We start from the raw sequence: 23,739 nt of genomic DNA on the forward strand, positions 1-23,739 counted from the left end.
CCAACCGCGGGCCGTTCCTGCGCGAGCGGCTACTCGCCTGCGCTGGCGGCCGCAGCGGCCGCGGCCTTGGCGAAGTCGCCGGCCACGAACACGCTCAGCGAGTCCGGCTTGAAATGCCTGGCGATGGCGGCGTTGACCTGCTCCCGCGTCAGCACGGCGAATCGGGCGTCCAGTTCGGCGGTGAAGGCCATCGTGCGTCCGTAGTACAACTGGTCGGCCAGCATGCCGGCAACGCTGTCGTCGTCCGCGCGCGCCTGCTGGCGTTCGGTCAGGATGCCGGAGACGGCATCGCGCAGTTCGTCGGCGCTGACGCCGTCGGCGACCAGCCGCGCCAGTTCCTCGCGCACCGCCGCTTCGACCCTGGCCATGTTCTCCGGCGCGGCGATGGCCTGGATGTTGAAGCTGCCGTTGTCGTCGTTGCCGTCGCGGCTGTCGTCGGCGCGCACGCCGCTGGAAACGCCATAGCTCAGGCCTTCCTTCTGCCGGATGCGGTCGCCCAGCCGCGATTTCAGCGCGCCGCCGCCGAAGATGCGGTTGGCCGCCAGCAGCGCCGGATAGTCGGCATCGGTCACCTTCAGCGACAGGTTGTGCCGCGCCAGCAATACGGCGTTGGGCTTGTCCGGGGTCTGGAAGCTTTCCCGCCGTGAGGCCACTTCGGTATAGCGCGTATCGATGGGCCGGTACGGCTGCGGCGACTGCCAGCCGGCGAACAGGCTTTCCAGCTGCTGCCGCACGGCGGCCGGGTCGAAGTCGCCGACGATGGCGATCTCGCCATCGGCAGTGCCGTAGAAATCGCGATGGAACGCGCGCAGTTGCTCCAGCTTCAGCGCCCTGACCGACGCCAGCGATTCGTCCAGCGTGCGCACATGCAGCGGATGGCCCTCCGGCCACGGATCGAAGTACTGCGAGATGGCCTGGCCGGCCACGCTGCCGGGTTCGCGCCGCGACGCTTCCAGGCCGGTGAGGGCCTGCAGCCGCAATTGCTCGAATTCGTTGTCCGGGAATGCGGGATGGCGCAGGATGTCGCCGGCCAGCGCCAGCGCATCGGCCAGATGCTCGCGCCGGGTCTGCAGCGAGATGCCGCTGGCCTGCAGGTTGCCGTTGATGGTTGCCTGGGTCTTCAGCGCCTCGAAGCGCTGATCGATCTGTTCGCGGCTCAGGCGCTGGCTGCCGCGCATCAGCATGGCGCCGGTCAAGCCGGCGGCCTGGTCGCGGCCGCTCAGCGACTGAACGTCGCCGTGGCGGAAATTGGCCGTGACCACCACCGTCTCGCCGCGGGTGCGCTTGGGCAGCAGCGATACCTTCAGCTTGTCGCCCAGCGTGAAGGTCTGCGTACGCGCCTGGATGTTCTGCGGCGAGGGGTCGAAATCCTCGCCGGCGCTGACGGCGACGCGGCCGGTGTAGCCTTCGACCAGGCGGGCGACATCGGGTGCGGCCGGAATTTCGACACGGTCCGGCGCGTCGGTGGGAATGAAACGCCCCAGCGTGCGGTTGCTGGATTTCAGGTAGGCAGCGGCAACGCGATTGACATCTTCGGGGCCGACCTTCTCGATCGCATCGCGACTGAGGAACAGCAGGCGCCAGTCGCCGGCGGCAAGGAACTCCGACAGTCCCATGCCCACCGCGTTGACGTCGGTGAAATACAGGTCGTAGGCATTGCCGATGCGCTGCCTGGCCTCATCGACTTCTGCCTGGGTGAACGGCCGCTCGCCGATCGCTTCGACCTGCTTCAGCAGTTCGGCCTCGGCCTTGCCGGCATCGCCGTCCTTGGGGATCACCGCAATCACGCTGAGCAGGCCGGGGTCGCGCATCGACTGGCCGCTGGCGCCGGCGCCGGCGGCGATCTTGGTTTCCACCAGCGCCTTGTGCAGTCGCCCGCCCGGGCTGTGGCCAAGGATGTTGGCCAGCACGCTCAGCGCGGCGTTGTCCGGGTGCGCCGCGGCCGGGATGTGGTAGGCGGCGGCGATCAGCCGCAGATCGCCGACGCGGCGCACGGTGACCTCGCGTTCGCCGTCCTGCGCCGGCTCGACGGTATGCAAACGCGGCAAGGTGCGCGCGGGCCGCTTCAGCTTGCCGAAGTGCCTGGCAATGGCGGCAAGCGTGTTGCCGGTATCGATGCGCCCGGCGACGATCAGCGTGGCGTTGTCCGGCTGGTACCACTGCCGGTAGAACGCCTGCAGCCTGTCGATCGGCACGCCTTCCACGTCCGAGCGCGCGCCGATGGTGCTGTTGCCGTAGTTGTGCCACAGGAAGGCGGCCGAGCGGATGCGCTGGAACAGCACGCCGCCGGGATTGTTTTCGCCGGCCTCCAGTTCGTTGCGCACCACGGTCATCTCGCTGTCCAGATCGCTTTTGGCGATGCGCGAATTGACCATCCGGTCCGCTTCCATGCCCAGCACCCAGTCCAGGGTGGCATCGTTGGCCGGGAACGACGAAAAATAGTTGGTGCGATCCAGCGAGGTGGTCGCATTGAAGCCGATGCCGCGCTTTTTCAGTTCGCCGCTGATGTCAGGATGCGTTGGCGTACCCTTGAATACCAGGTGCTCCAGCAGGTGCGCCATGCCGGTTTCGCCGTAGTTCTCGTGCACCGAGCCAACACCGTATACCAGGTTGACGGTGACGGTGGGCTTGCTGGCATCGGGAAACAGCAGCACCCGCAGCCCGTTGCCCAGCGTATATTCGCTGATGCCTTCGATACTGGGGCCGGCGGCGACGCCCTTGGGCAGCGGCGGTTGCGCCAGCGAGGGCGGCGGCGCGGACAGGCTTAGCGCCAATGCCAGGCCCAGTGCGAAAATGAAGCGGGGTGATCTCATCAACGGTCTCCATGCGGGAACATGCAGGCGACGTCCATCGTCGCCCTGCACGGCAGGCAGTGTCTCAAATTTTCCGAAAGAGGTTGGCCGGTGGAACAACAAACCGATGCGCTAAGCGTGCGCTATGCCGACGATCGCCTTGCGGTGATCGACAAGCCGGCGGGGCTGATGGTGCACGACAGCAAGCTGGCGCGGGGTGAGACCGATTTCGCCGCCGACCGCCTGCGCGGGCAGTTCGGCAAGCCGGTGTTCCTGGTCCATCGCCTGGATCGCGCCACCAGCGGTTGCCTGCTGCTGGCGTTCGATCGCGAAGCGGCCAGTGCGCTGGGCCGTGCGCTGATGGCCGGCGAAGTGGAGAAGGACTACCTGGCGGTGTGCCGCGGCTGGCCGGAGCAGAGTTTCACCGTCGACCACCCGCTCGATGGCGGCCCGGGCAAGCCGGAAAAGAAGCCGGCACTGACCCGGTTCCAGCGCTTGGCGACCGGTGAACTGGCATTGCCGTCGGCCGGTTTCGAAACCTCACGCTACGCGCTACTGCGCTGCCGGCCCGACACCGGCCGCTTCCGCCAGATCCGCCGCCACCTCAAACACGTTTCGCACCACATGATCGGCGACACCAGCCATGGCGACGGCCGCCACAACCGCCAGTTCCGCATGCTCGGCGTGCACCGGATGCTGCTGCATGCGGTGCGGCTGTCGTTTCCGCACCCGGCCGGCGGCGGCCGGATGGAAGCGACCGCACCGCTGGATGCGGAATTTCGCAAAGCGTTCGATTTATTCGGCTGGGACGAGTCGCTGCGGTGATCCTTGCGCTGCAGGAGCGACGCGAGTCGCGATGCGGCTTTCCCGATGGCTTATCGCGACTCACGTCGCTCCTGCAGGGACGACGCTTCAGGCGATCTTCAACGCCGCCATCACGATCAACGACAATGCTGCGGCAAAGCCGACCAGCCAGATCAGGCTGCGCAGCGCCTGCCTGTCGGCCAGATAGAAGATGCCATGCAGGATGCGCGCGGCAACGAACACGATGGCGATGGCGTTGACCGTGGCAGGCGCAACCCCGGCCAGTTGCGCCATCAGCACGCCGGCGACGAAGGCCGGAAACGATTCGAAACCGTTGAGGTGCGCGGCGTTGGCGCGATGGGACCGCGGATTGTTCTGCCTGGCCTGCCAGCCGCGCGGGTCGCGGTTGTTGTAGCGCTCGCCGGACTGCTTGGCGATGGAAACCCACAGATAGGGCAGCAGTGCGGCGATCAAGATGCACCAGTAGGCGATGGCCATGCGGATTGTCTCCAGGAAGGGCGCCCAGCCTAGCGCAATGGCGGGAGCTTGGCTCCACGACGGAAAAGATTCTTCTCCGATTCCCGGGACAGCAGCTTCGGAAGTCGTCGCCTTCCGCGCGCATGAATGTCCGCAACTTCGGAGGCTGTTCTCCCAAGCGCTGGCAAGCTGTCCAGAAGCCGGGGCCATGGCGTTGCGGAACCGTACGCGGCACGGACACCGCGTACGAGCTGACATGGCTGAGGCAAGCGCTTGATGGCGGGCCGGGCCCGCGTAGCGGATATGTACAGCGTGTCACGCAACGCCAAGGCCTCCGGCTTCCTCGCAGACCTCCCTTCACGACGGAGAAGAACCAAACAGAAAACGGCGCCCGAAGGCGCCGTTCTGCGTTCAGCGGAAAGCCGCAGGCGCGGCCCGCTCCTACTTCTTCATCATCCGGTCGCGCGCCGCCTTGAACTCGCTGCCTTCGTACCAGTTGGGCCACTGGTTGCCGCCGGCCAGCTGCTTGCCGACGCCGTACAGCGCCTGCAGGTCCTGCACGGTGCCGTCCAGTTTCCAGGTTTCCGGGTAGTACTGGTCGCTGGGGCCGTGGTAGTGCTTGGCGTAGTCGTTGGCGGCCTGCTTGCCGGCTTCGGTGCCGCCTTCCAGCAGGTCCTCGCCGCCATCGGCGTACAGCGCCGGCACGCCGGCCTTGGCGAAATTGAAGTGATCCGAGCGGAAGTAGAAACCGCTCTGCACCGAGGCCTCGCCGCGCAGCGTGCGGCCCTGTTCGGCGGCGATCGGCTTCAGGATGTCTTCCAGCTCCGAACTGCCGTAACCGGTGACGATGAAGTCGCGGGCCTTGCCGGCCACCGACATCGCGTCGATGTTGATCACGCCGGCAATCTTGTCCAGCGGAAAGGTCGGGTGCGCCACGTAGTACTTGGAGCCCAGCAGGCCCGATTCCTCCAGCGTCACCGCGATGAACGCCACCGAGCGCTCCGGCTTGGGTTGCTGGTGGGCGAAGGCCTCGGCGATCTCCAGAATGCCGGCCACGCCGGTGGCGTTGTCGATGGCACCGTTGAAGATGGTGTCGCCTGAGCCATCAGCGGAGTGCTCGCCTTCATGCTTGCCCAGGTGATCCCAATGCGCCATGTACACCACCGCCTCGTCCGCACGGGCGCTGCCGGGCAGCACGCCGATCACGTTGCGCGAGGTCTTTTCGCTGATGCTGCTTTTCAGATCCACCGACAGCCTGGATTTCAGCGGCACCGGCTTGAAGCCGCGGCGGTTGGCGCTCTTGTAGGCCGCTTCCAGGTCCAGCCCGGCATCGGCGAACAACTGCTTGGCGACCTCGGCGGTGATCCAGCCCTGCACCGGCAGGCGCGGTTCGGGATCGTCCTTGGCCGGCAGGTCGTACTGCGGGCCGGACCAGGAGTTCTTGACCACCTCCCAGCCATAGCTGGCGCCGGGGGTGTCATGGATGATCAGCGCGGCGGCGGCGCCCTTGCGCGCGGCTTCCTCGTACTTGTAGGTCCAGCGGCCGTAATAGGTCATCCGCTTGCCGTCGAACAGGTCCTCGTCGCCGACGTGGAAGCCGGGGTCGTTGACGAACATCACCACCGTCTTGCCGGTCCAGTCCTGGTTGCCGTAGTCGTTCCAGCCGCGTTCGGGCGCATCCACGCCGTAGCCGACGAAGATCATGTCGCTGGCGTCGATCTTCACCTCGGTCTGGCCGGTGCGGGTGCCGATCACGTAGTCGCTGCCGAAGGCCAGCTCGCGCGTCTTGCCGCCAACTTCCAGCTTCAGCACGGTGTCGGGCGCGGCAGTGGTTTCCACCATCGGCACGTCCTGGAAGTAGCTGCCGTTGTTGCCCGGCTGCAGGCCGATGCGCTTCATCTGCGCTTCCAGGTAGGCAACGGTCTTCTCTTCGCCGGGCGAGCCTGGCGCGCGGCCCTCGAATTCGTCCGAGGCCAGCGTCTTGACCAGCTCGGCAAAATCGCCTTCGCTGATGTCGGCGCTGAAGGCGTGCGCATCGGCGGCCGGCGCGGTGGCTTCGGCGCCGGCCGGAGTTTCGGCGGGTTGCTGTTTGCAGGCCGTCAGCGCGGCGGCGGCGGCAAGGACGGCAACGGCCATCGGGAGCTTGCGGGACATCGGGATTCCTCACACAACGGAATCCCGATTCTAGCCGGCTTTGCCGGCCCGAGCCTGTGCCGGCAACGGCGAACGGCGGTGGCCGGCCGCAGGCGAACCGCCGGGCCGGGCCGCCCGCGGCCAACGGCCTTGGAGCGTGTTACGTAGTCTGAGGTGGGTGCGAAGCCGCCCGGGATGCGTCGAGACAAGACGCGTAACGCGGTATCGGCGCGTTCCCGGGCGATTTCCCGTAGGGCTGGCCGTCAGCGGCACCGCGCCGGCTGGCGACCGACGCACTCATCTCAAAGTGCATGACACACTTTAATCCTTCGGCGCGGTAGCGCTGTCGAAGATCTGGGCGGTGGCGCCGGTGACCGGGCCGATGCTGGCGCTGCGGTGTACGTACAGCTTGACCGGGCGCTCGAACACCAGCGGGCCTTCGACCACCGCATTGGGACCGATGACGATGCGCGGGTCGCGCTTCTTCTCGAAACTGATGCCCGTGGACTTCTTGACCGCAATGCCGCCCTTGACCTGCGAATCGACACCGACGGTGATGTCGCCGCGGACCGTCTCGATGCCGCCGCCCAGACGGGTGGCGACCAGGCCGATGGAGCCGTTCACCGTTTCCACATCGCCGCGCACGCTGCCGCCGCGGTCGACGAAGATGCTGCCGTTGACGGTTTCGATATCGCCGTCGACGGTGACATCGCTGCCCAGCCGGATGCTGCCGTTGACCGTCGCCAGCGAGGCGGTCTGGGCCTTGTTGTCCACGGTGATCGAACCATTGACGGTGGAGGCGTCCTCGACGATGGCGCCGTCGCGGATGCGGATGCTGCCGTTGACGGTGTCCAGATCGCCATAGGTCTGGCCGGCCTCGGCCTCGATGCCGCCGTTGACCTTGGAAATCTCGGTCTGGCCGAAGGCCGGTACGGCGGCCAGCGCCAGCGTCAGCAGCAGAACGGTACGGGAACGCATCATCAGGACTCCTCCTCGGATAATTGGTACGGGATTGGATGCCTCTGCGGCGGCCATGGTTTAGATGGGTCGATGCCGCGTGAGGAAGACGCATCCCGGCAACGCTTTCTTCATGGCCGCCATGGGAGCACGCTTCGCTACAATCGACACCTGCCTGAAGTCACTGGGAGTTCCAATAGTGCCCCGTTCATCCGCGTCTGCCGTGCGTCCCAAGCCCGTTGTATTGCTTATTCTCGATGGCTGGGGCCATCGCGAGGAACCCGCCGACAATGCCTTGGCGCAGGCCACGCTGCCCAATTGGCGGCGGCTGCTGGCCACCTGTCCGCACACGTTGATCCACACCGAAGGCCGCCATGTCGGCCTGCCGGACGGGCAGATGGGCAATTCCGAGGTCGGGCACATGAATCTGGGCGCCGGCCGCATCGTCTACCAGGACCTGACCCGGGTCGACGCGGCCATCGAGGACGGCAGCTTCTTCGACAACGCCGAACTGGTCGCCGCCTGCCAGGCCGTCAAGGCCGACGGCGGTACGTTGCACATTTTCGGCCTGCTGTCGCCCGGCGGCGTGCACAGCCATGAGAACCACATCTTCGCAATGCTGCAGCTGGCCCAACGCCGCGGCGTGCCGCGGGTGGCGGTGCACGCGTTCCTGGATGGCCGCGACACCCCGCCCAAGTCGGCCGAAGCCAGCCTGCGCAAGCTGCAGCAGCTGTGCGCAACGCTGGGCAACGCCCACATCGCCTCGGTCAGCGGCCGCTACTACGCGATGGACCGCGACAAGCGCTGGGACCGGCTACGCAAGGCCTGGGATGCCATCGTCCAGGCGCAGTCGGAGCAACGCGCCGCCGATGGCGTTTCCGCGCTGCAGGCGGCCTATGCCCGCGGCGAGAACGATGAATTCGTGTTGCCCACCGTCATCGACGGCGCGCAGCCGATGCGCGACGGCGATGCGGTGGTGTTCATGAACTTCCGCGCCGACCGCGCGCGCCAGATCACCGCCGCGTTCGTATCGCCGGAGTTCGAGGGCTTCAGCGATGCCGGCGAAGACGTCCGCCGCCCGCAGCTGTCGCGCTTCGTATGCCTGACCGAATACGACGCCAGGCTGCCGGCGCCGGTGGCATTCGGCCCGGACGATCTGCGCCACACCCTGGGCGAACTGCTGGCCGAGCACGGCATGACCCAGCTGCGCATCGCCGAGACCGAAAAGTACGCGCATGTGACGTTCTTCTTCAGCGGCGGCCGCGAGGACGTATTCGCCGGCGAGGAACGCATCCTGATTCCCAGCCCCAAGGTCGCCACCTACGATCTGCAGCCGGAAATGAGCTGTCCGGAACTGACCGCCAAGCTGGTCGAAGCCATCGGCTCGGGCCGTTTCGACGCCATCGTCTGCAATATCGCCAACCCCGACATGGTCGGCCACAGCGGCGATCTGCAGGCGGCGATACTGGCCGCGCAGGCGGTGGACGTGGCGATCGGCGCCATCGATGCGGCGGTGCGCCAGGCCCATGGCGCGCTGCTGATCACCGCCGATCACGGCAACCTGGAAATGATGCGCGACCCGGACACCGGCCAGCCGCATACCGCGCATACGGTCGGCCCGGTGCCGTGCGTCTATGTCGGCGAACGCGCGGTGCAGCTGCGCGCCGGCGGTGCGCTGCGCGACATCGCGCCGACCCTGCTGGATCTGCTTGGCCTGCCGCAGCCGGCGGAAATGACCGGCCGCAGCCTGTTCGCGCCGGCGCAATGAGAGTGAGCCGGCCGGCGACCTGCGCGGCAATCCTGGCGTTCGCGCTGGGTTGCACGCTGGCCGCGGGTACCGTCGCGCAGAACCAACGCGAGGCGGAAAAGAAACTCCAGCACGTCCGCGAGGAGCTGAAGACGATTGCGCAGGAGCGCCGCAAGCTGGAAGGCGAGCGCGGCGCGGCATCGCGCCAGTTGCGCGAAGCCGACGAGAAGGTCGGCAAATCCAGCCGCGCGCTCAGCGAAACCGAGGCCGCACTGCAGCGCGAACAGCAAGCGCTGGCCGAGCTGCAGCAACGCCGCCAGCGCATGCAGCAGCAGATGGCCAGCCAGCGCGGGCAGCTGACCGCACTGGTGCGCGCGGCCTATACGCTGGGCGGCGACGCCCCGTTGAAGGTGCTGCTGGCGCAGGACCGGATCGCCGATGCCAACCGCGCGCTGGCCTACCACCGCTACCTGCAGCGCGATCGCAGCCAGCGTATCGCCGCCCTGACCGCCGAGCTGAGCGCGCTGGAGCAGGTCGAGCAGGAGATCGCTGCACGCCACGCCGAGCTGGATGCCGCCCGCCGCCGCCAGCGCGAGCAGATCGCAGCGCTGGAAAAGGATCGCAAGGCCCGCGCCGGCGTGGTGGCGGAGCTGGATCAGCGCTACCAGGACCGCAACGAACGCGCCAAGGCGCTGGGCCAGGACGCGCGTTCGCTGGAGCGGCTGCTGGCCAATCTGCGGGCCGCTGCCGCGCGCGCCGAAGCCGAACGCAAGGCCGCCGCCCGCCGTGCCGCGCAGGCGGCGGCCGACAAGGGCAAGGCACCGGCATCGGCGCGCGCGCCGGCGCGGCCGGCGGTGGCCAGTGCACCAGCGCTGAAAGTGGGGGGGCTGGGTTGGCCGGTGTCGGGCAACCTGCTGGCCCGCTACGGCGGCAAGCTGCCCGATGGCCGCGCCAGCGCCGGCGTGCTGATCGGCGCGCCGGTCGGCACCGCGGTCACCGCGGTGGCCGATGGCACCGTGGTGTTCTCCGAATGGATGACCGGCTACGGCCTGATCCTGATCGTCGATCACGGCAACGGCTACATGAGCCTGTACGCCCACAACGACAGCCTGCTGCGCGACGCCGGCGATCGGGTCAAGCGCGGCGATGCGGTGGCCCGGGTCGGCAGTTCCGGCGGGCACGGCACCCCGGCGCTGTATTTCGAACTGCGCCGCAACGGGCAGCCGGTGGATCCGTCCTCGTGGCTGCAACGCCGCTGAACGGCGGCGTTCGGTCCGCTGGCCATTGAACGATGTTTTTACGGCCGGCTCGCGCATAATCGGCAGAAACTTCGCGCTGTCCGCGGGGTCGTAGGAACATGTTTAAGGTCTGTCGCGAGCGCAGCCAGAGCCTGCGCCCCGTACTTGATACGGGGTGGCGCGTGGCGGAGAGCAGAGCGCGTCGTTGTGGAGCCGGCAGTGTACGTACAGGTACATGAGCATTTCGAGCACCGCACGCGCGCCAGATGGCAAGCGCAGCAAGACTTTAAACAGGTTCTAAGTGCTATCCCTCGGAGTACGTGTAATGTCTTTCCGTCTTTCGCTGGCCATCCTTCTCGCCCTGGGCGGCACCTCCGCCTGGGCGCAACAGACGCCTGAGCAGGAACAGGCGCGGGAGGTCGGCTCCAGCGACGATCCCGATGCCGCCGAGACCGCGCCGGCGAAAGTGCCGCTGGAGGAAATCCGCCGTTATGTGGCCGTATTCAACGCGGTCAAGGACGCCTATGTCGAACCGGTGCAGGACAAGGATCTGATGCAATCGGCCATCCGCGGCCTGCTGCTGGATCTGGATCCGCACAGCACCTATTTCGACAAGGATGACGCGGCCGCCTTCGACGAGCAGTCCACCGGCGCCTATGACGGCATCGGTGTGGAACTGCTGCAGCAACCGGACAACACGCTGCGGGTGATTTCGCCCATCGACGACACGCCCGCCGCCAAGGCCGGCATCAAGGCCGGCGATGTGATCACCGCCATCGACGGCAAGCCGATCAGCGGCAAGGACGGCATGGAACCGCTGCGCGGCGAACCGGGTTCCAGCATCACCCTGACCCTGGTACGCGAAGGCACGCCCAAACCGTTCGACGTCAGCCTGACCCGGCAGACCATCCGCATCGCCAGCGTGCGCAGCCGCCTGCTCGAGCCCGGCTACGGCTACCTGCGCATCAGCGCATTCCAGACCGATACCGCGGCCGATTTCCAGAAGCACATCGACAGGCTGCAGGCCGGCGGCAAGCTGCGCGGGCTGGTGCTGGACCTGCGCAGCAATCCCGGCGGCCTGCTGCTGGCGGCGGTGCAGGTGGCCGACGAATTGCTGGACAAGGGCACCATCGTCAGCACGCGCGGGCGCATTTCGATCAGCGATTCCAAGTTCGAGGCCACGCCCGGCGACCGCCTGGCCGGCGCGCCGGTGATGGTGCTGGTCGACGCCGGTTCGGCCAGCGCCGCCGAAGTGCTGGCCGGCGCGCTGCGCGACAACCAGCGCGCGCGCGTGATCGGCAGCCGCACTTTCGGCAAGGGTTCGGTGCAGACCGTACTGCCGCTGGACAACGGCGATTCGGTCAAGCTGACCACCGCGCGTTACTACACGCCCAGCGGCCGATCGATCCAGGCCAGCGGCATCGTGCCGGACGTGGTGCTGCATCCGGATGGCGAAGATCAGCCGGCCAGCCTGGCCGACTACAGCGAGGCGAAATTGCCCGGCCACCTGCGCGGCGACGAAGAGGATCAGGAAGGCTACGTGGCCGGCGACGTGCTCGATGGCGACAAGCCGATCGACGCTGCGCTGGCCGAGCTCAAGAAGAAAGTGGCCGTTAGTGCGCCAACGCCCGGCAGGCAGACACGCTGAGCGCGTCACCGACTTGGTCGGCGCTGGCCCGTGGAGCGGCGCGAGTGGCGACGCAACGAAGCGAAACGCTTTTTGACGCGGACAAGAGCGAAATAACCGTAGATAAGGCTCCGGTATCGACGGGGCACTATCCGTTGTTTTCGCCTTTATCCGTGTCGGAAAAGAGCCATTGGCTTTTCCGGTCGCGACTTATGTCGCTCCTACGGGGCAGGTAAGAATGCAGTCGCGCCGACGGCAGCGGCCGGCTCAGGTTGCGCCGGCCAAGGCCTCATCCCAGAACGCGGCTTCGATCTTGTGGCCATCGGGGTCGCGCACATAGCCGCCATAGTAGGCGGCGCCGTACTGCGGACGTGGGCCCGGCGCGCCCTCGTCGCTGCCGCCTGCGGCCAGCGCGGCGGCATGGAAGGCATCCACCGCCTGCGGCGACTCGGCGATAAAGCCGAAATGGGTGCCGTTGCCGATGCTGGCACGCGCGCCGTCCAGCGGCGTCTGCACCCAGAATTCGGGAAACGCCTTGCCGTAGGCCACCGCGCCTGGAAACGCCTCGATGCGGCGCGCGCCCAGGGTCGGCATCACCGCATCGTAGAACGCGGTCGCGCGTTCGAAATCGTTGCTGCCTACCGAGATATGCGAGAGCAGGCTGGGATTGGGTTCGCTCATGCCGGGAGATTCCTTGGTTATGGGGCGCCCAGGCTAGCGGCCATTGCGGTCAAGGAGTGTCCGCGATGAGGGTATGCAGAGCGCCGCGGCGCGCCTGCGGGCGCGCTCAGCCGCGCGGCGCCAGCCCGTGTCCGCCGACAGGTTGGGTCTCGGTCCGATGGCTGAAACCGGCAATCAGCGGTTTGCCGCGCGCGATGGCCTGTTGCACGGCGGGCAGCGCCAGCGAAGCGCGATGGCTGTCGCTGTTGTCCCAGACCTCGGTGATCCACAGGGCGTCGGCGTCGGCCGGGTCGCGGGCAATGATGTAGCTCAGGCAGCCGGGCATTTCTCCTGTGCCCTCCAGCAGGATATCGATCAAGGTATCGCGTTGGCCGGGTACTGCGGTCATCTTGCCGATCAAACCGTACATCGGGTCTGCTCCTGTTGTTGAGGGCACGCCCCTGGCCGGCGCCGCCATAGCGACCGCAGCCAGACCTGGGAGGGCGATGAATTCGCGCCGGTCCATGCCGGGTCGATCTAACGCGGCTTGGCCGGCAACGGAAACGGCGTCACCACCTTCTCGCCGGTGGCCGCGTCGCGGATGGCCGACTGGCCTTTGCGCTCGACTTCCTCGATGCGGATGATGCTCTGCATCGGCAGGTGCAGCACACGGGTGTTGCCGAACTCGTCGCGCAGCCGCTCCTCGGTGGGGTCTACCACCAGCCCGTCGTGCACATCGAACACCAGTTCGCCGATCTCGGTGAATCCCCACAGCCCGCTGGCCGCCACCTGCCGCGCGTACAGCTCGTAGACCTTGCTGTGATTGAGAAAGGTGACCTTGTAGAGCTTGTTCTTCATGGCGCCGATTATAAAGCGGTAGCGGTGTCCGGGCCCGGCGGCATGGCCAGGCCAGGCCTCAGCCTTCCCAGCCCCCGACCCCCGAGTCCCCAGTCCCCAGTCCCCAGTCCCCAGTCCCCAGCTCCTCAATACCCCTGCCGCTGGCGCAGCCGGCGGGCGATGGCCGCACGGACGAACAGTGCGAACACCACGCCGAACAGGAAGCCGGCGATATGCGCCGACCAGGCCACCGCACCGAACGCCGGACCGATGTAGGCGAACACCACCTGCAGCAACGCCCAGATGCCGATCAGCAGCGACGCCGGCGCCTTGACGAACTCCAGGAACAGCCCCAACGGCAACACCACGCCCAGCTTGGCGGTCGGAAACAGCGCCAGATAGGCGCCGATCACTGCCGACACCGCGCCGCTGGCACCGATGATGACGCTGTCCGGCGAGCCGATGGCCACCACCGCGGCCAGATTCGACACCGCCCCGCCCAGCAGAAACAGCAGCAGGAACCGCCACGGCCCCATCGTGCGTTCGGCCGGCAGGCCGAAGATCAGCAGGAACACCAGATTGCCCAGCAGGTGCGCCCAGTCCGCGTGCAGGAACAGCGCACTGAACAACCGCAGCGCGGTGCCGTCGCGCAGCGACTCCCAGCCGGCCTGCAGGCTGAGCGCGCCGCCGGACAATGCGCCCCAGTCCAGCAGCAGGCTGTCCTGCGCCGCGTCGGGCCGGGTTTCGGCCCACAGGAAGGCCAGCCACAGCAGCGCGAACAGGCTGGGAGTGGCCCAACGCAACGGCGCCTTTTTGCGCGAGGGAATGGATACGAACATGCAGAGGCGACTGTAACGGTTCTGGCGCGGCAAGCTCCAACCGGGCTCACAACCCTGAACCCCGGACTAACCCCAAACCGCCCGGATTGTTAGCGTTTAGTTAGACGTTATACTTGCATACGGCGTCGTATGTCGGGAGGGGCTTCCGGCGGACCAGAGGGTGAGGCATTCACCCGGTCGTTGACGATGCCGGTGAACCTTATCCCACGTCCTCCGGAGAAAACATCCATGGAATTTGCAAACAACCTCACCCGGGTCACCGCCCTGGCGTTCGGCATCGCCAGCGCGCTGGCCTGCGGTCAGGCCCAGGCCTCGGCGTTCCAGCTGAGAGAAAACAGCGTCAAGGCCCAGGGCCGCGCGATGGCCGGTTCGGCCTCGGCCTATGGCGACGCTTCGGTGGTGGCCAACAACCCGGCCATGATGTCCACCTTCAAGGAAAAGACCCTGCAGGCCGACGTCACCGCGGTGGATCTGTCGTTCGAGTTCACCGGTGGCGGCAATGCCGCGGCCGGTAGCGCGCTGCAGCAGCCGTTGACCGGCGGCGACGGCGGCGACGCCGGCGATCTGACCCCGGTGCCGGCCAGCGCGTTCATCCTGCCGCTGAGCGGCAGCTTCGAGTACGTGACCCTGGGCATGATGGTCAGCGCGCCGTTCGGCCTGAAGACCGACTACGACCGCAACTGGGTCGGCCGCTACCACGCCGTCGAGTCCGATGTGCGCATCATCGACCTGACCCTGTCGGCTTCGCTCGAGCTGAGCGAGCGCTTCTCGGTCGGCGTTGGCGCCATCATCGAGCGTTCGGACGTGACCCTGTCCAATGCCATCGACTTCGGCACCGGCATCTGCGCCAACCCGGCGACCCAGTCGCTGTGCTTCATGCCCAACCCGATCACCGGTCCCTACGGCCCGCAGAAGAATGACGGCTTCGTCTCGGTCGAAGGCGACGACACCAGCTTCGGCTGGCTGTTCGGCGTGAGCTGGCGCCCGACCGATCGGCTGTCGCTGGGCTATACCCACCGCTCGGAAATCAAGCACGAAGTCAGCGGCACGGCTACCTTCGAAGTTCCGGCCAACGCCGCATTCCTGACCTCCACCGGCCAGTACGTGACCGGCCCGGGCGGCGCCAAGCTGACCCTGCCCAGCACGGACACCTTCAGCGCCACCTTCCAGGCCACCGATCGCCTGGCCGTGATGGCCGAGGCCTCGCTGACCGGCTGGGAGTCGCTGGAAGAGGTGCGCATCGAGTTCGGCAACCCGGCGCAGCCGGATTCGGCCGAGGACTACAACTGGGGCGACAGCTGGTTCTATTCGGTCGGCGCCGAGTACAAGATCAGCGACCGCTTCACCGTGCGCGGCGGCGTCGGCCGCGACGAGTCGCCGGTCTCGCTGCCGTACCGCACCCCGCGCATGCCCGACCAGGACCGCAACTGGTACGCGGTCGGCCTGACCTGGGCGGCTACCGACAATCTGGAAATCAGCGGCAGCTACACCCGCATCCAGCTGGCCGACGACCCGCAGGTGGATCTGGTCTCCAGCAGCGGCTCGCGTCTGGTCGGTACCTACGACGGCGGTGCGGATCTGTACGGCATCTCGATGCAGTACCGGTTCTAAACCAGTCTGGTCCACGCCGGTCTGGCCAAGCCAGTCCGCAGGTTCCAACAAAAAAACCCCGCTTCGGCGGGGTTTTTTTGGTTCTTCTTTCTCGCCTGACGGCTAAAGCGTTTTTACCCCAAGCGTTTACAGCGGGTTTTGGGGCGAGTAAACCCGATACCTCAACATCTACCCAACGCAGCCTCAGTAAGGCAGCCCGGCCACGTCCAGATCCAGCGACCACACCGTGCCGGCGCCGGTCAGGTACAGCGTCTTCATCTCCGGCCCGCCGAATGCGGCATTGGTGATGTTGGCGTCCACATCGATGCGCGCCAGCTCGGCTCCGGCCGGCGACAGCACCCGCACCCGGCGCAGGCTGTGCTCGGTGACGTACAGATTGCCCAGGCAGTCCACCGCCATGCCGTCGGGCACCGCCACTTTCGCCAGGTCGGTACCGGGTTGCGGTTTGCCGTCCACCAGCGGATAGGCGCGCAGCACGCCGTCGCTGCCGCCGCCAGCCACGTACAACACATCGCCGGCCGGCGACAACGCGATGCCGTTCGGATTGGCGATGCTGTCGTCGACCACGCTCACTTCGCCGCCGGCATAACGGTAGACGCGGGTCTTGTCCTGGCCGCCGACCGCCGCCGACCGCTGGAAGTCCGGATCGGTGAAATAGATCGTGCCGTCCTGCGCGATGACCAGATCGTTGGGCGAATTGAACGGGTTGCCCTGGTACTGGCCGACGATGCGCGCGCGGTTGCGCTCGCCGACGTCGAAGCGCGCCAGTTCCTTGCGGTCATGGGTGGCGGCGACGATGCGTCCCTGCGCATCCAGCGCCAGGCCGTTGCTGCCGCTGCTGATGATGGCCGTCTCCAGCCGGTCCGGCGGGGTGAAGCGCTGGATGCGCGAGCGGAAGCCCTCGCTGAGCAGGAAATCGCTGTAGTACAGCGAACCCTCGTGCCAGACCGGGCCTTCGTACAGCCGCGGCAGATCGTCCTTGGCCTCGGTGACGGCGATGCGCCGGGCGCTCAAGGTGCCGCTGGGCGCGGTGCCGGGTTCGGCAGGACAGCGCCAGGCCGTCTCGCCCGCCGCCGCGGGGGTGGCCGCAACCGCTTGCTGCTCGGCTGGCTGGCAACCGGCCAGCACGGCCATCACCGCCGTGAACAGCGTCGAACGCCATGTTTTCATTCCCTACCCCCGATTCGGACCGGCAGCAAGCGTACTTCAATTCGCCCGTGCTCCCTGCGCCCGGTGTCGCAAAGCGCAGGCGGCGACATCATGCCCGCGCCGGGAAGGCCCCGACGGCATGACCGGTCAATACCAGGAAAACCCCGCCGTGGCGGGGTCTTCTGCGGCAGGCGGGAACCGCCGTCAATCGCCCAACGTCAGCAGCGAGGCGTTGCCGCCGGCGGCGGTGGTGTTGACCGTCACCGTCTTTTCGGTGGCAAAGCGCGGCAGGTAGTGCGGGCCGCCGGCCTTGGGGCCGGTGCCGGACAGGCCCTGGCCGCCGAACGGCTGCACGCCGACCACCGCGCCGATCTGGTTGCGGTTGACGTAGACATTGCCCACCTTCACCCGCGCAGCGATGCGCTCGATGGTCTCGTCGATGCGCGAGTGCACGCCCAGGGTCAGGCCGTAGCCGGTGGCGTTGATGGCATCGATGACCTGGTCCAGTTGCTCGGCCTTCCAGCGGATCACATGCAGCGCCGGACCGAACACTTCCCTGTGCAGCTGATCCAGCGACTGCAGCTCCCACGCGCGCGGGGCGAAGAAGCTGCCGTGGCTGGCGGCCTCGCTCGTTGGCGCCTGCCTGATCAGGCGCGCTTCGGCGGCCATCCGCGCGGCGTGATCCTCCAGAATCTTCAGCGCGTCATCGTCGATCACCGGGCCGACGTCGGTCGACAGCAGCGCCGGGTCGCCGATTCTCAGTTCGTCCATCGCGCCGGCCAGCATCGTCATCACCTTGTCGGCAATGTCGTCCTGCACGAACAGCACGCGCGCGGCCGAACAGCGCTGGCCGGCGGAGGTGAACGCCGAACCGATGGCATCCTTGACCAGCTGCTCGGGCAGCGCCGAGGAGTCGGCGATGAAGGCGTTCTGGCCGCCGGTCTCGGCGATCAGCGTGGCGATGGGACCGGATTCGCGGCCGGCCAGCGCGCGGTTGATCGCGCGGGCGGTGTCGGTGGAACCGGTGAAGGCCACGCCGGCCACGCGCGGGTCGCGGGTCAGCGCCGCGCCGACGATGGCGCCGTCGCCGGGAACGAACTGCAGCACGTTTTCCGGCACGCCGGCTTCATGCAGCAGTTTGACCGCGGCATGGCCGATCAGGTTGGTCTGCTCGGCCGGCTTGGCGATCACGCTGTTGCCGGCGGCCAGCGCCGCGCCCACCTGGCCCAGGAAGATCGCCAGCGGGAAATTCCACGGGCTGATGCAGACGAACACGCCGCGCCCGTGCAACTGCAACTCGTTGGATTCGCCGGTCGGACCGGGCAGCTTTTCCGGCGCGCCGAAGCTGGCGCGCGCCTGTGCGGCGTAGTAGCGCAAAAAGTCCACCGCCTCGCGCACTTCGGCCACGCTGTCGGGGATGGTCTTGCCGGCCTCCTTGACGCAAAGCGCCATGAACCCGGGCATCCGCGCCTGCAGCAGGTCGGCCGCGTATTCGAGGATGGTGGCGCGGCTGGCGGCCGGGGTACGGTCCCAGGCCGGTTGCGCGGCAACCGCGTTCTGCAACGCCTTTTCCACCGCACCGGCATCGGCCGGCTGCCACTGGCCGACGATCTGGCGGCGGTCGGCCGGATTGGCGACGTTGGCCGCCGGCGTGGTCACCATGGCGCCGGGCACCAGCGGTGCGGCGCGCCAGCCGTGCTTGCCGGCGTTCTCGAAGGCCGCGTTGAGCTGCTCGGCGAGTACGCGCAGTTCGTTGTCGTTGGCGAGGTTGGCGCCCATGGAATTCTTCCTTTCAATGCCCTGGTTGCGGAACAGATCTTCCGGCAACGGAATACGCGGATGCGGAATCGACGCGAACGCCGACACGGTTTCGACCGGGTCGCGGACCAGATCTTCGATGGCCACGTCCTCGTCGGTGATGCGGTTGACGAAGCTGGAATTGGCGCCGTTTTCCAGCAGCCGGCGGACCAGGTACGGCAGCAGATCCTCGTGCGAGCCGACCGGCGCGTAGACCCGGCATGGCACGTCGAGGCGGTGCTTGGGAACGACCTCGGCATACAGGTCATCGCCCATGCCGTGCAGCTTCTGGAATTCGAAAGGCGAGGAACCAGAGCCATCCGACGCCGCGGTTTCCGCTGCTGTTCGTTTCTCCTCCGCACCTTGCCCCTTCCCAGACGCAAGCGACACCGATGCCATCCGGCAAATCGCGGCGATCGTCTGCGCGTTGTGAGTGGCGAACATCGGGTACAGCGCGTCGATATTGGCGAACAACCGCCGCGCATTGGCCAGGTAGGACACGTCGGTATTGGGCTTGCGGGTGAACACCGGGTAGCCCGGGTGGCCTTCGACCTGCGCGCGCTTGATTTCCGCGTCCCAGTAGGCGCCCTTGACCAGCCGCACCGGCATCCGCCGGCCGACCCGGCGGGCCAGATCGGCCAGGAAGTCGATCGCATACGGGGTGCGTTTCTGGTAGGCCTGCACGGCCAGCCCGTAGCCTTCCCAGCCATCGAGCGACGGGTCGGAGAAGGTCGCTTCGATCAGGTCCAGCGACAGTTCCAGCCGGTCGGCTTCCTCGGCGTCGATGGTGAAGCCGATGCCGCAGGATTTGGCCAGCTGCGCCAGTTCCAGGATCGCCGGCGCCAGTTCGGCCATCACCCGTGCGCGCTTGGCGTGCTCGTAGCGCGGGTGCAGCGCCGACAGCTTGATCGAGATGCTGGGCGCGGCGAACACGTCGGCGAAGGGCCCGGTCGCGCCGATGGCACGGATCGCCGCGCGGTAGGCGTCCAGGTAGCGCGCGGCGTCCTTGCCGGTCAGCGCGCCTTCGCCGAGCATGTCGAACGAATAGCGGTAGGCCGCGTTGGCGCCCTTGCGCGAACGCGCCAGCGCCTCGCCGATGGTCCGTCCCATCACGAACTGGTGGCCCATGATGCGCATGGCCTGGCGCACGGCCAGCCGGATCACCGGCTCGCCGACCCGGCCGACCAGGCGCTTGAAGGCGCCGCGGACGTCGGCGCGGGTCAGATCGTTGAGCTGGACCAGGCGTCCGGTCAGCATCAGTCCCCAGGTGGAGGCGTTGACCAGCACCGAGTCGCTTTCGCCCATGTGCTTCTTCCAGTCCGCGTCGCCCAGCTTGTCGCGGATCAGCTTGTCGGCCGTTTCCTGGTCGGGAATGCGCAGCAGCGCTTCGGCCACGCACATCAGCAGCACGCCTTCCTCGCTGCCCAGGTCGTACTGGCGCATGAACGCCTCGATGGCGCCCTGGTCGTGCGCGCGGGCGCGGACCCGTTGCACCAGGTCGATGGCCAGCGCCTGCGCGTTGGCCTGTTCGGCGTCGGGCAGGCGCGCCTGTTGCAGCAGTTCGTGCAGGTGTTCGGTTTCGTCGCGCAACCAGGCGGCGGTGATGGCGGCGCGCAGCGGCGACGGCGGCGGCGGAAGTTCGGGAGCGATGAGGCTGCCGCCGGAAGCGGCAGCCCGCGGCGGGAGGGGATCGGGATTGGACATGAGTGACCGCGGGATGGTCGGGAAAGTCGACCATTTTAGGACCAGCCGGGCGGGCGGGATACCGCCGGATCTTGCGCATCCGGTCCTCCGGACCGCCGTTGCCGCCCCCTGGCGGTGGCCGTAGCCGCTGCCGCGCGGCTGGCCGGATGCGCCTGGCGGCGGGCCTTTGCAGGGGCGGCGCGGGATTGCGGCGGATCAATGCAGCTTGCCGCTAACTGTGGTGGAGGCTACCATTTAACGGTTTTCCGCGGCCTCTGGCGCGGTCGGCGACATGATCGAAGTGGTTCCGTCATTGTCGGGTGGAGTTGGCGCGCGGCTGCGGCTGCGACCGCCCCGGGCGATGACGGCCCGTCAGTTCGTGGCCCTGTTCGCCGCGCTGGCGGGGGCAATGTGGCTGGTGGCCCTGATGGGCTGGCTGGCCGGCAATGCCTATGCCCCCGCGTTCGCGTTGCTGCACAGTGCGATGGTGGCTGCGGCGCTGCGCTGGCTCTGGCGCAGCGGCGAACGTGGTGAGGACATCACCATCGGTCCGGACGCGGTGGAAGTCAGCCGCACCACCCAGGCCGGAGCGGTGTTCCGCGCGCATCCTTATTGGGTGCGGCTGCGTATCGAGGCAAGCGGAGAAAGGATTTCGCTGGCTTCCAGCGGCAGGCAGGTCGAGGTGGGCAACTTCCTCGGCCCGGCCGAACGCCGGGAGCTGGCGGACAAGTTGCAGGATTTACTGGCGGCCGCAAGCGGCCGCAACCGATGACGCATTGGGGTCTAGGCAATGACGCAAGTGAACAGATTTTGGAAGCGTTTGATGACGGCGAGCATGCTGCTGGCGATGCCGGCGCTGGCGTGGGCGCAGTCGGCGGACCCGAAGCCGTGGCAGCTGAACATGGGCCGCGGGGTCACCACCTCGTCCAACCATGCCTACGATGCGCACATGGTGGCGTTGTGGGTATGCGTGGTCATCGGCATCATCGTGTTCGGCGCGATGGCCTACGCGATGTTCAAGTTCCGCCATTCCAAGGGCGCGGTGCCGGCGCAGTTCAGCCACAACACCACCGCTGAAATCATCTGGACGGTGATCCCGGTGCTGATCCTGGTGCTGATGGCCTGGCCGGCCACGGCCAAGCTGATCGCCATGTACGACACCCGCGATTCCGAGATGACGGTCAAGGTCACCGGCTACCAGTGGATGTGGAAGTACGAATACCTGGGCGAGAACGTCGCCTTCACCAGCCGCCTGGACCGCGAATCGGACCGCATCCGCCAGAGCGGCGAAGTGCCGGATCTGGAAAAGAACCCGCACTATCTGCTGGACGTGGACAACGCGCTGGTGCTGCCTACCGACACCAAGATCCGCTTCGTGATCACCGCCGACGACGTCATCCACGCCTGGTGGGTGCCGGCGCTGGGCTGGAAGCAGGACGCCATTCCGGGAATCATCAACGAGGCCTGGACCGACATCAAGGAACCGGGCATCTACCGCGGCCAATGCGCCGAGCTGTGCGGCAAGGACCACGGCTTCATGCCGATCGTGGTCAAGGCGGTGCCGAAGGCCGAATACCAGCAGTGGCTGGCCTCGATGAAACCGGCGCCGGCGGCCGAACAAGCCGCGCCCGCCGCCGAAGCCGAAGCCGTTCCGCTGGAAGGCGAACAGCCGGCATCCGACGCCGCCCCCACCAGCGAAACGCCTGCGCCGTCGGCGCAGGGCTGATCGTCCGCATTAGCTGCAAGAGAGTACGCACATGGCCCATACCGCAGTGGATCATCACGACGATCACCACGGCCACCAGCAGAGCTTCATCGAGCGCTGGTTCTTTTCGACCAACCACAAAGACATCGGTACCCTGTACCTGATCTTCAGCTTCGTCATGTTCATCATCGGCGCGGCGATGTCGGTGGTGATCCGCGCCGAACTGATGACCCCGGGCCTGCAGTTCGTCAGCCCCGAATTCTTCAACCAGATGACCACCGTGCATGCGCTGGTGATGATCTTCGGCGGGGTGATGCCGGCCTTCGTCGGCCTGGCCAACTGGATGATCCCGCTGCAGATCGGCGCGCCGGACATGGCGCTGCCGCGCATGAACAACTGGTCCTTCTGGATCATGCCGTTCGCCTTCACCCTGCTGCTGATGACGCTGTTCCTGCCGGGCGGCGCGCCGGCCGGCGGCTGGACGCTGTATCCGCCGCTGTCGCTGCAGGGAGGCTACAACGTGGCCTTCGTGATCTTCGCCATCCACATGATGGGCATCAGCTCGATCATGGGCGCGATCAACATCATCGCCACCGTGCTCAACATGCGCGCCCCGGGCATCGACCTGCTGAAGATGCCGATCTTCTGCTGGACCTGGCTTATCACCGCGTTCCTGCTGATTGCGGTGATGCCGGTGCTGGCCGGCGCGGTGACCATGCTGCTGACCGACAAGTTTTTCGGCACCAGCTTCTTCAATGCGGCCGGCGGCGGCGACCCGGTGATGTACCAGCACATCTTCTGGTTCTTCGGCCACCCCGAGGTCTACATCATGATCCTGCCGGCGTTCGGCGTGGTGTCGGAAATCATCCCGACCTTCAGCCGCAAGCCGCTGTTCGGCTACCAGGCCATGGTGTACGCCACCGCCTCGATCGCGTTCCTGTCGTTCATCGTGTGGGCGCACCACATGTTCACGGTGGGCATGCCGCTGGGCGGCGAGATCTACTTCATGTTCGCCACCATGCTGATCGCCATCCCGACCGGGGTGAAGGTGTTCAACTGGGTCAGCACCATGTGGCGCGGTTCGATCAGTTTCGAGACCCCGATGCTGTGGGCGGTGGCGTTCGTCATCCTGTTCACCATCGGCGGCTTCTCCGGCCTGATGCTGGCCATCGTGCCGGCCGACTTCCAGTACCACGACACCTATTTCGTGGTGGCCCACTTCCACTACGTGCTGGTGACCGGCGCGCTGTTCTCGATCATCGCCGCGGTGTACTACTGGTGGCCGAAGTGGACCGGCCGCATGTACAGCGAGTTCTGGGGCAAGTTCCATTTCTGGTGGACGGTGGTGTTCGTCAACCTGCTGTTCTTCCCGCAGCACTTCCTGGGCCTGGCCGGCATGCCGCGCCGCATCCCGGACTACAACCCGGTGTTCGCCGACTGGAACCTGATCAGCTCGATCGGCGCGTTCGGCATGTTCGCCACCCCGTTCATCATGGCCGCCATCCTGTGGTCTTCGCTGCGCAGCGGCGCCAAGGCCGAAGCGCGCGCCTGGGGCACCGCCAAGGGCCTGGAGTGGACGGTGCCGTCGCCGGCGCCGCACCACACCTTCAGCACCCCGCCGGTCATCAAGGATGGCGATCTGGCCCACGGCGACGTGACCCACTGAGCCGCCGGAAGCCGCCT

17 protein-coding genes and 1 pseudogene are annotated in these 23,739 nt (G+C 67.1%); 8 read left to right on the forward strand and 10 right to left on the reverse strand.

Annotated elements, in window-relative coordinates:
* Nucleotides 1–29: 29 nt before the first annotated feature.
* A complete protein-coding gene (locus CRO39_RS14595) occupies nt 30–2,813 on the reverse strand; it encodes a M16 family metallopeptidase (RefSeq protein WP_097122685.1) in 2,784 nt (927 codons plus the stop codon).
* A 90-nt stretch (nt 2,814–2,903) separates the two neighbouring features.
* Between CRO39_RS14595 and CRO39_RS14600 the strand changes: the two genes are divergently transcribed.
* Nucleotides 2,904–3,617: a pseudouridine synthase gene (locus tag CRO39_RS14600; protein ID WP_238394676.1), complete on the forward strand. Its 714-nt coding sequence runs from the start codon at nt 2,904–2,906 to the stop codon at nt 3,615–3,617.
* An 87-nt stretch (nt 3,618–3,704) separates the two neighbouring features.
* Here CRO39_RS14600 and CRO39_RS20980 read toward each other — a convergent pair whose 3' ends face one another.
* The 3 genes from CRO39_RS20980 to CRO39_RS14615 form a co-directional block, all read right to left on the reverse strand.
* A complete protein-coding gene (locus CRO39_RS20980) occupies nt 3,705–4,094 on the reverse strand; it encodes an MAPEG family protein (protein ID WP_162125879.1) in 390 nt (129 codons plus the stop codon).
* Between the two features lie 420 nt (nt 4,095–4,514).
* On the reverse strand, nt 4,515–6,227 hold the full coding sequence (locus tag CRO39_RS14610; RefSeq protein WP_097122688.1) for a M28 family metallopeptidase: 1,713 nt from the start codon (nt 6,225–6,227) through the stop codon (nt 4,515–4,517).
* Nucleotides 6,228–6,527: 300 nt separating this feature from the next.
* The gene (locus CRO39_RS14615; protein WP_097122689.1) at nt 6,528–7,187 is read right to left on the reverse strand and encodes a DUF4097 family beta strand repeat-containing protein; all 660 of its coding nucleotides are present in this window, start codon (nt 7,185–7,187) and stop codon (nt 6,528–6,530) included.
* Nucleotides 7,188–7,407: 220 nt separating this feature from the next.
* Between CRO39_RS14615 and gpmI the strand changes: the two genes are divergently transcribed.
* The 3 genes and pseudogenes from gpmI to CRO39_RS14630 form a co-directional block, all read left to right on the forward strand.
* Nucleotides 7,408–8,931 carry a 2,3-bisphosphoglycerate-independent phosphoglycerate mutase gene (gpmI, locus tag CRO39_RS14620; RefSeq protein WP_280523256.1) on the forward strand — a complete coding sequence of 508 codons (1,524 nt, stop codon included), beginning with the start codon at nt 7,408–7,410 and terminating at the stop codon, nt 8,929–8,931.
* Nucleotides 8,928–10,169: a murein hydrolase activator EnvC family protein gene (locus CRO39_RS14625; protein WP_097122690.1), complete on the forward strand. Its 1,242-nt coding sequence runs from the start codon at nt 8,928–8,930 to the stop codon at nt 10,167–10,169. The genes gpmI and CRO39_RS14625 overlap by 4 nt, the downstream gene beginning before the upstream one ends.
* Before the next feature lie 304 nt (nt 10,170–10,473).
* Nucleotides 10,474–11,793: pseudogene (locus CRO39_RS14630) on the forward strand (S41 family peptidase); the annotation flags it as partial.
* Between the two features lie 249 nt (nt 11,794–12,042).
* On the opposite strand, the gene CRO39_RS14635 reads toward CRO39_RS14630, so the two are convergent.
* From CRO39_RS14635 to CRO39_RS14650, 4 genes are all read right to left on the reverse strand, one after another.
* On the reverse strand, nt 12,043–12,456 hold the full coding sequence (locus tag CRO39_RS14635; RefSeq protein ID WP_097122692.1) for a VOC family protein: 414 nt from the start codon (nt 12,454–12,456) through the stop codon (nt 12,043–12,045).
* Nucleotides 12,457–12,562: 106 nt separating this feature from the next.
* Nucleotides 12,563–12,865, reverse strand: a complete 303-nt coding sequence (locus tag CRO39_RS14640; protein ID WP_097122693.1) for a putative quinol monooxygenase — start codon at nt 12,863–12,865, stop codon at nt 12,563–12,565.
* 107 nt (nt 12,866–12,972) lie between these two features.
* Complete coding sequence (locus CRO39_RS14645) at nt 12,973–13,293, reverse strand: DUF1820 family protein (protein ID WP_097122694.1); 321 nt, start codon at nt 13,291–13,293, stop codon at nt 12,973–12,975.
* 125 nt (nt 13,294–13,418) lie between these two features.
* Complete coding sequence (locus CRO39_RS14650) at nt 13,419–14,111, reverse strand: rhomboid family intramembrane serine protease (RefSeq protein ID WP_097122695.1); 693 nt, start codon at nt 14,109–14,111, stop codon at nt 13,419–13,421.
* A 228-nt stretch (nt 14,112–14,339) separates the two neighbouring features.
* Between CRO39_RS14650 and CRO39_RS14655 the strand changes: the two genes are divergently transcribed.
* Nucleotides 14,340–15,722 carry an OmpP1/FadL family transporter gene (locus tag CRO39_RS14655; RefSeq protein WP_162125804.1) on the forward strand — a complete coding sequence of 461 codons (1,383 nt, stop codon included), beginning with the start codon at nt 14,340–14,342 and terminating at the stop codon, nt 15,720–15,722.
* 183 nt (nt 15,723–15,905) lie between these two features.
* Here the strand turns inward: CRO39_RS14655 and CRO39_RS14660 are convergent, their stop codons facing one another.
* Both CRO39_RS14660 and putA read right to left on the reverse strand, forming a co-directional pair.
* On the reverse strand, nt 15,906–16,892 hold the full coding sequence (locus tag CRO39_RS14660; protein ID WP_097122697.1) for an SMP-30/gluconolactonase/LRE family protein: 987 nt from the start codon (nt 16,890–16,892) through the stop codon (nt 15,906–15,908).
* Between the two features lie 183 nt (nt 16,893–17,075).
* On the reverse strand, nt 17,076–20,372 hold the full coding sequence (gene putA, locus CRO39_RS14665; RefSeq protein ID WP_097122698.1) for a bifunctional proline dehydrogenase/L-glutamate gamma-semialdehyde dehydrogenase PutA: 3,297 nt from the start codon (nt 20,370–20,372) through the stop codon (nt 17,076–17,078).
* Nucleotides 20,373–20,643: 271 nt separating this feature from the next.
* Between putA and CRO39_RS14670 the strand changes: the two genes are divergently transcribed.
* From CRO39_RS14670 to ctaD, 3 genes are read left to right on the forward strand one after another with little or no spacing between them, the layout of a single operon-like run.
* The gene (locus CRO39_RS14670) at nt 20,644–21,123 is read left to right on the forward strand and encodes a DUF2244 domain-containing protein (protein ID WP_097122699.1); all 480 of its coding nucleotides are present in this window, start codon (nt 20,644–20,646) and stop codon (nt 21,121–21,123) included.
* Nucleotides 21,124–21,141: 18 nt separating this feature from the next.
* Entirely contained in the window at nt 21,142–22,077 is a 936-nt protein-coding gene (coxB, locus tag CRO39_RS14675) for a cytochrome c oxidase subunit II (RefSeq protein WP_097122700.1), read from the forward strand.
* A gap of 31 nt (nt 22,078–22,108) precedes the next feature.
* Nucleotides 22,109–23,722, forward strand: coding sequence for a cytochrome c oxidase subunit I (gene ctaD / locus CRO39_RS14680; protein WP_097122701.1), 1,614 nt, complete (start codon nt 22,109–22,111; stop codon nt 23,720–23,722).
* Nucleotides 23,723–23,739: the final 17 nt, after the last annotated feature.

Source organism: Pseudoxanthomonas wuyuanensis (genome assembly GCF_900215535.1).
Classification (GTDB): Bacteria; Pseudomonadota; Gammaproteobacteria; order Xanthomonadales; family Xanthomonadaceae; genus Pseudoxanthomonas_A; species Pseudoxanthomonas_A wuyuanensis.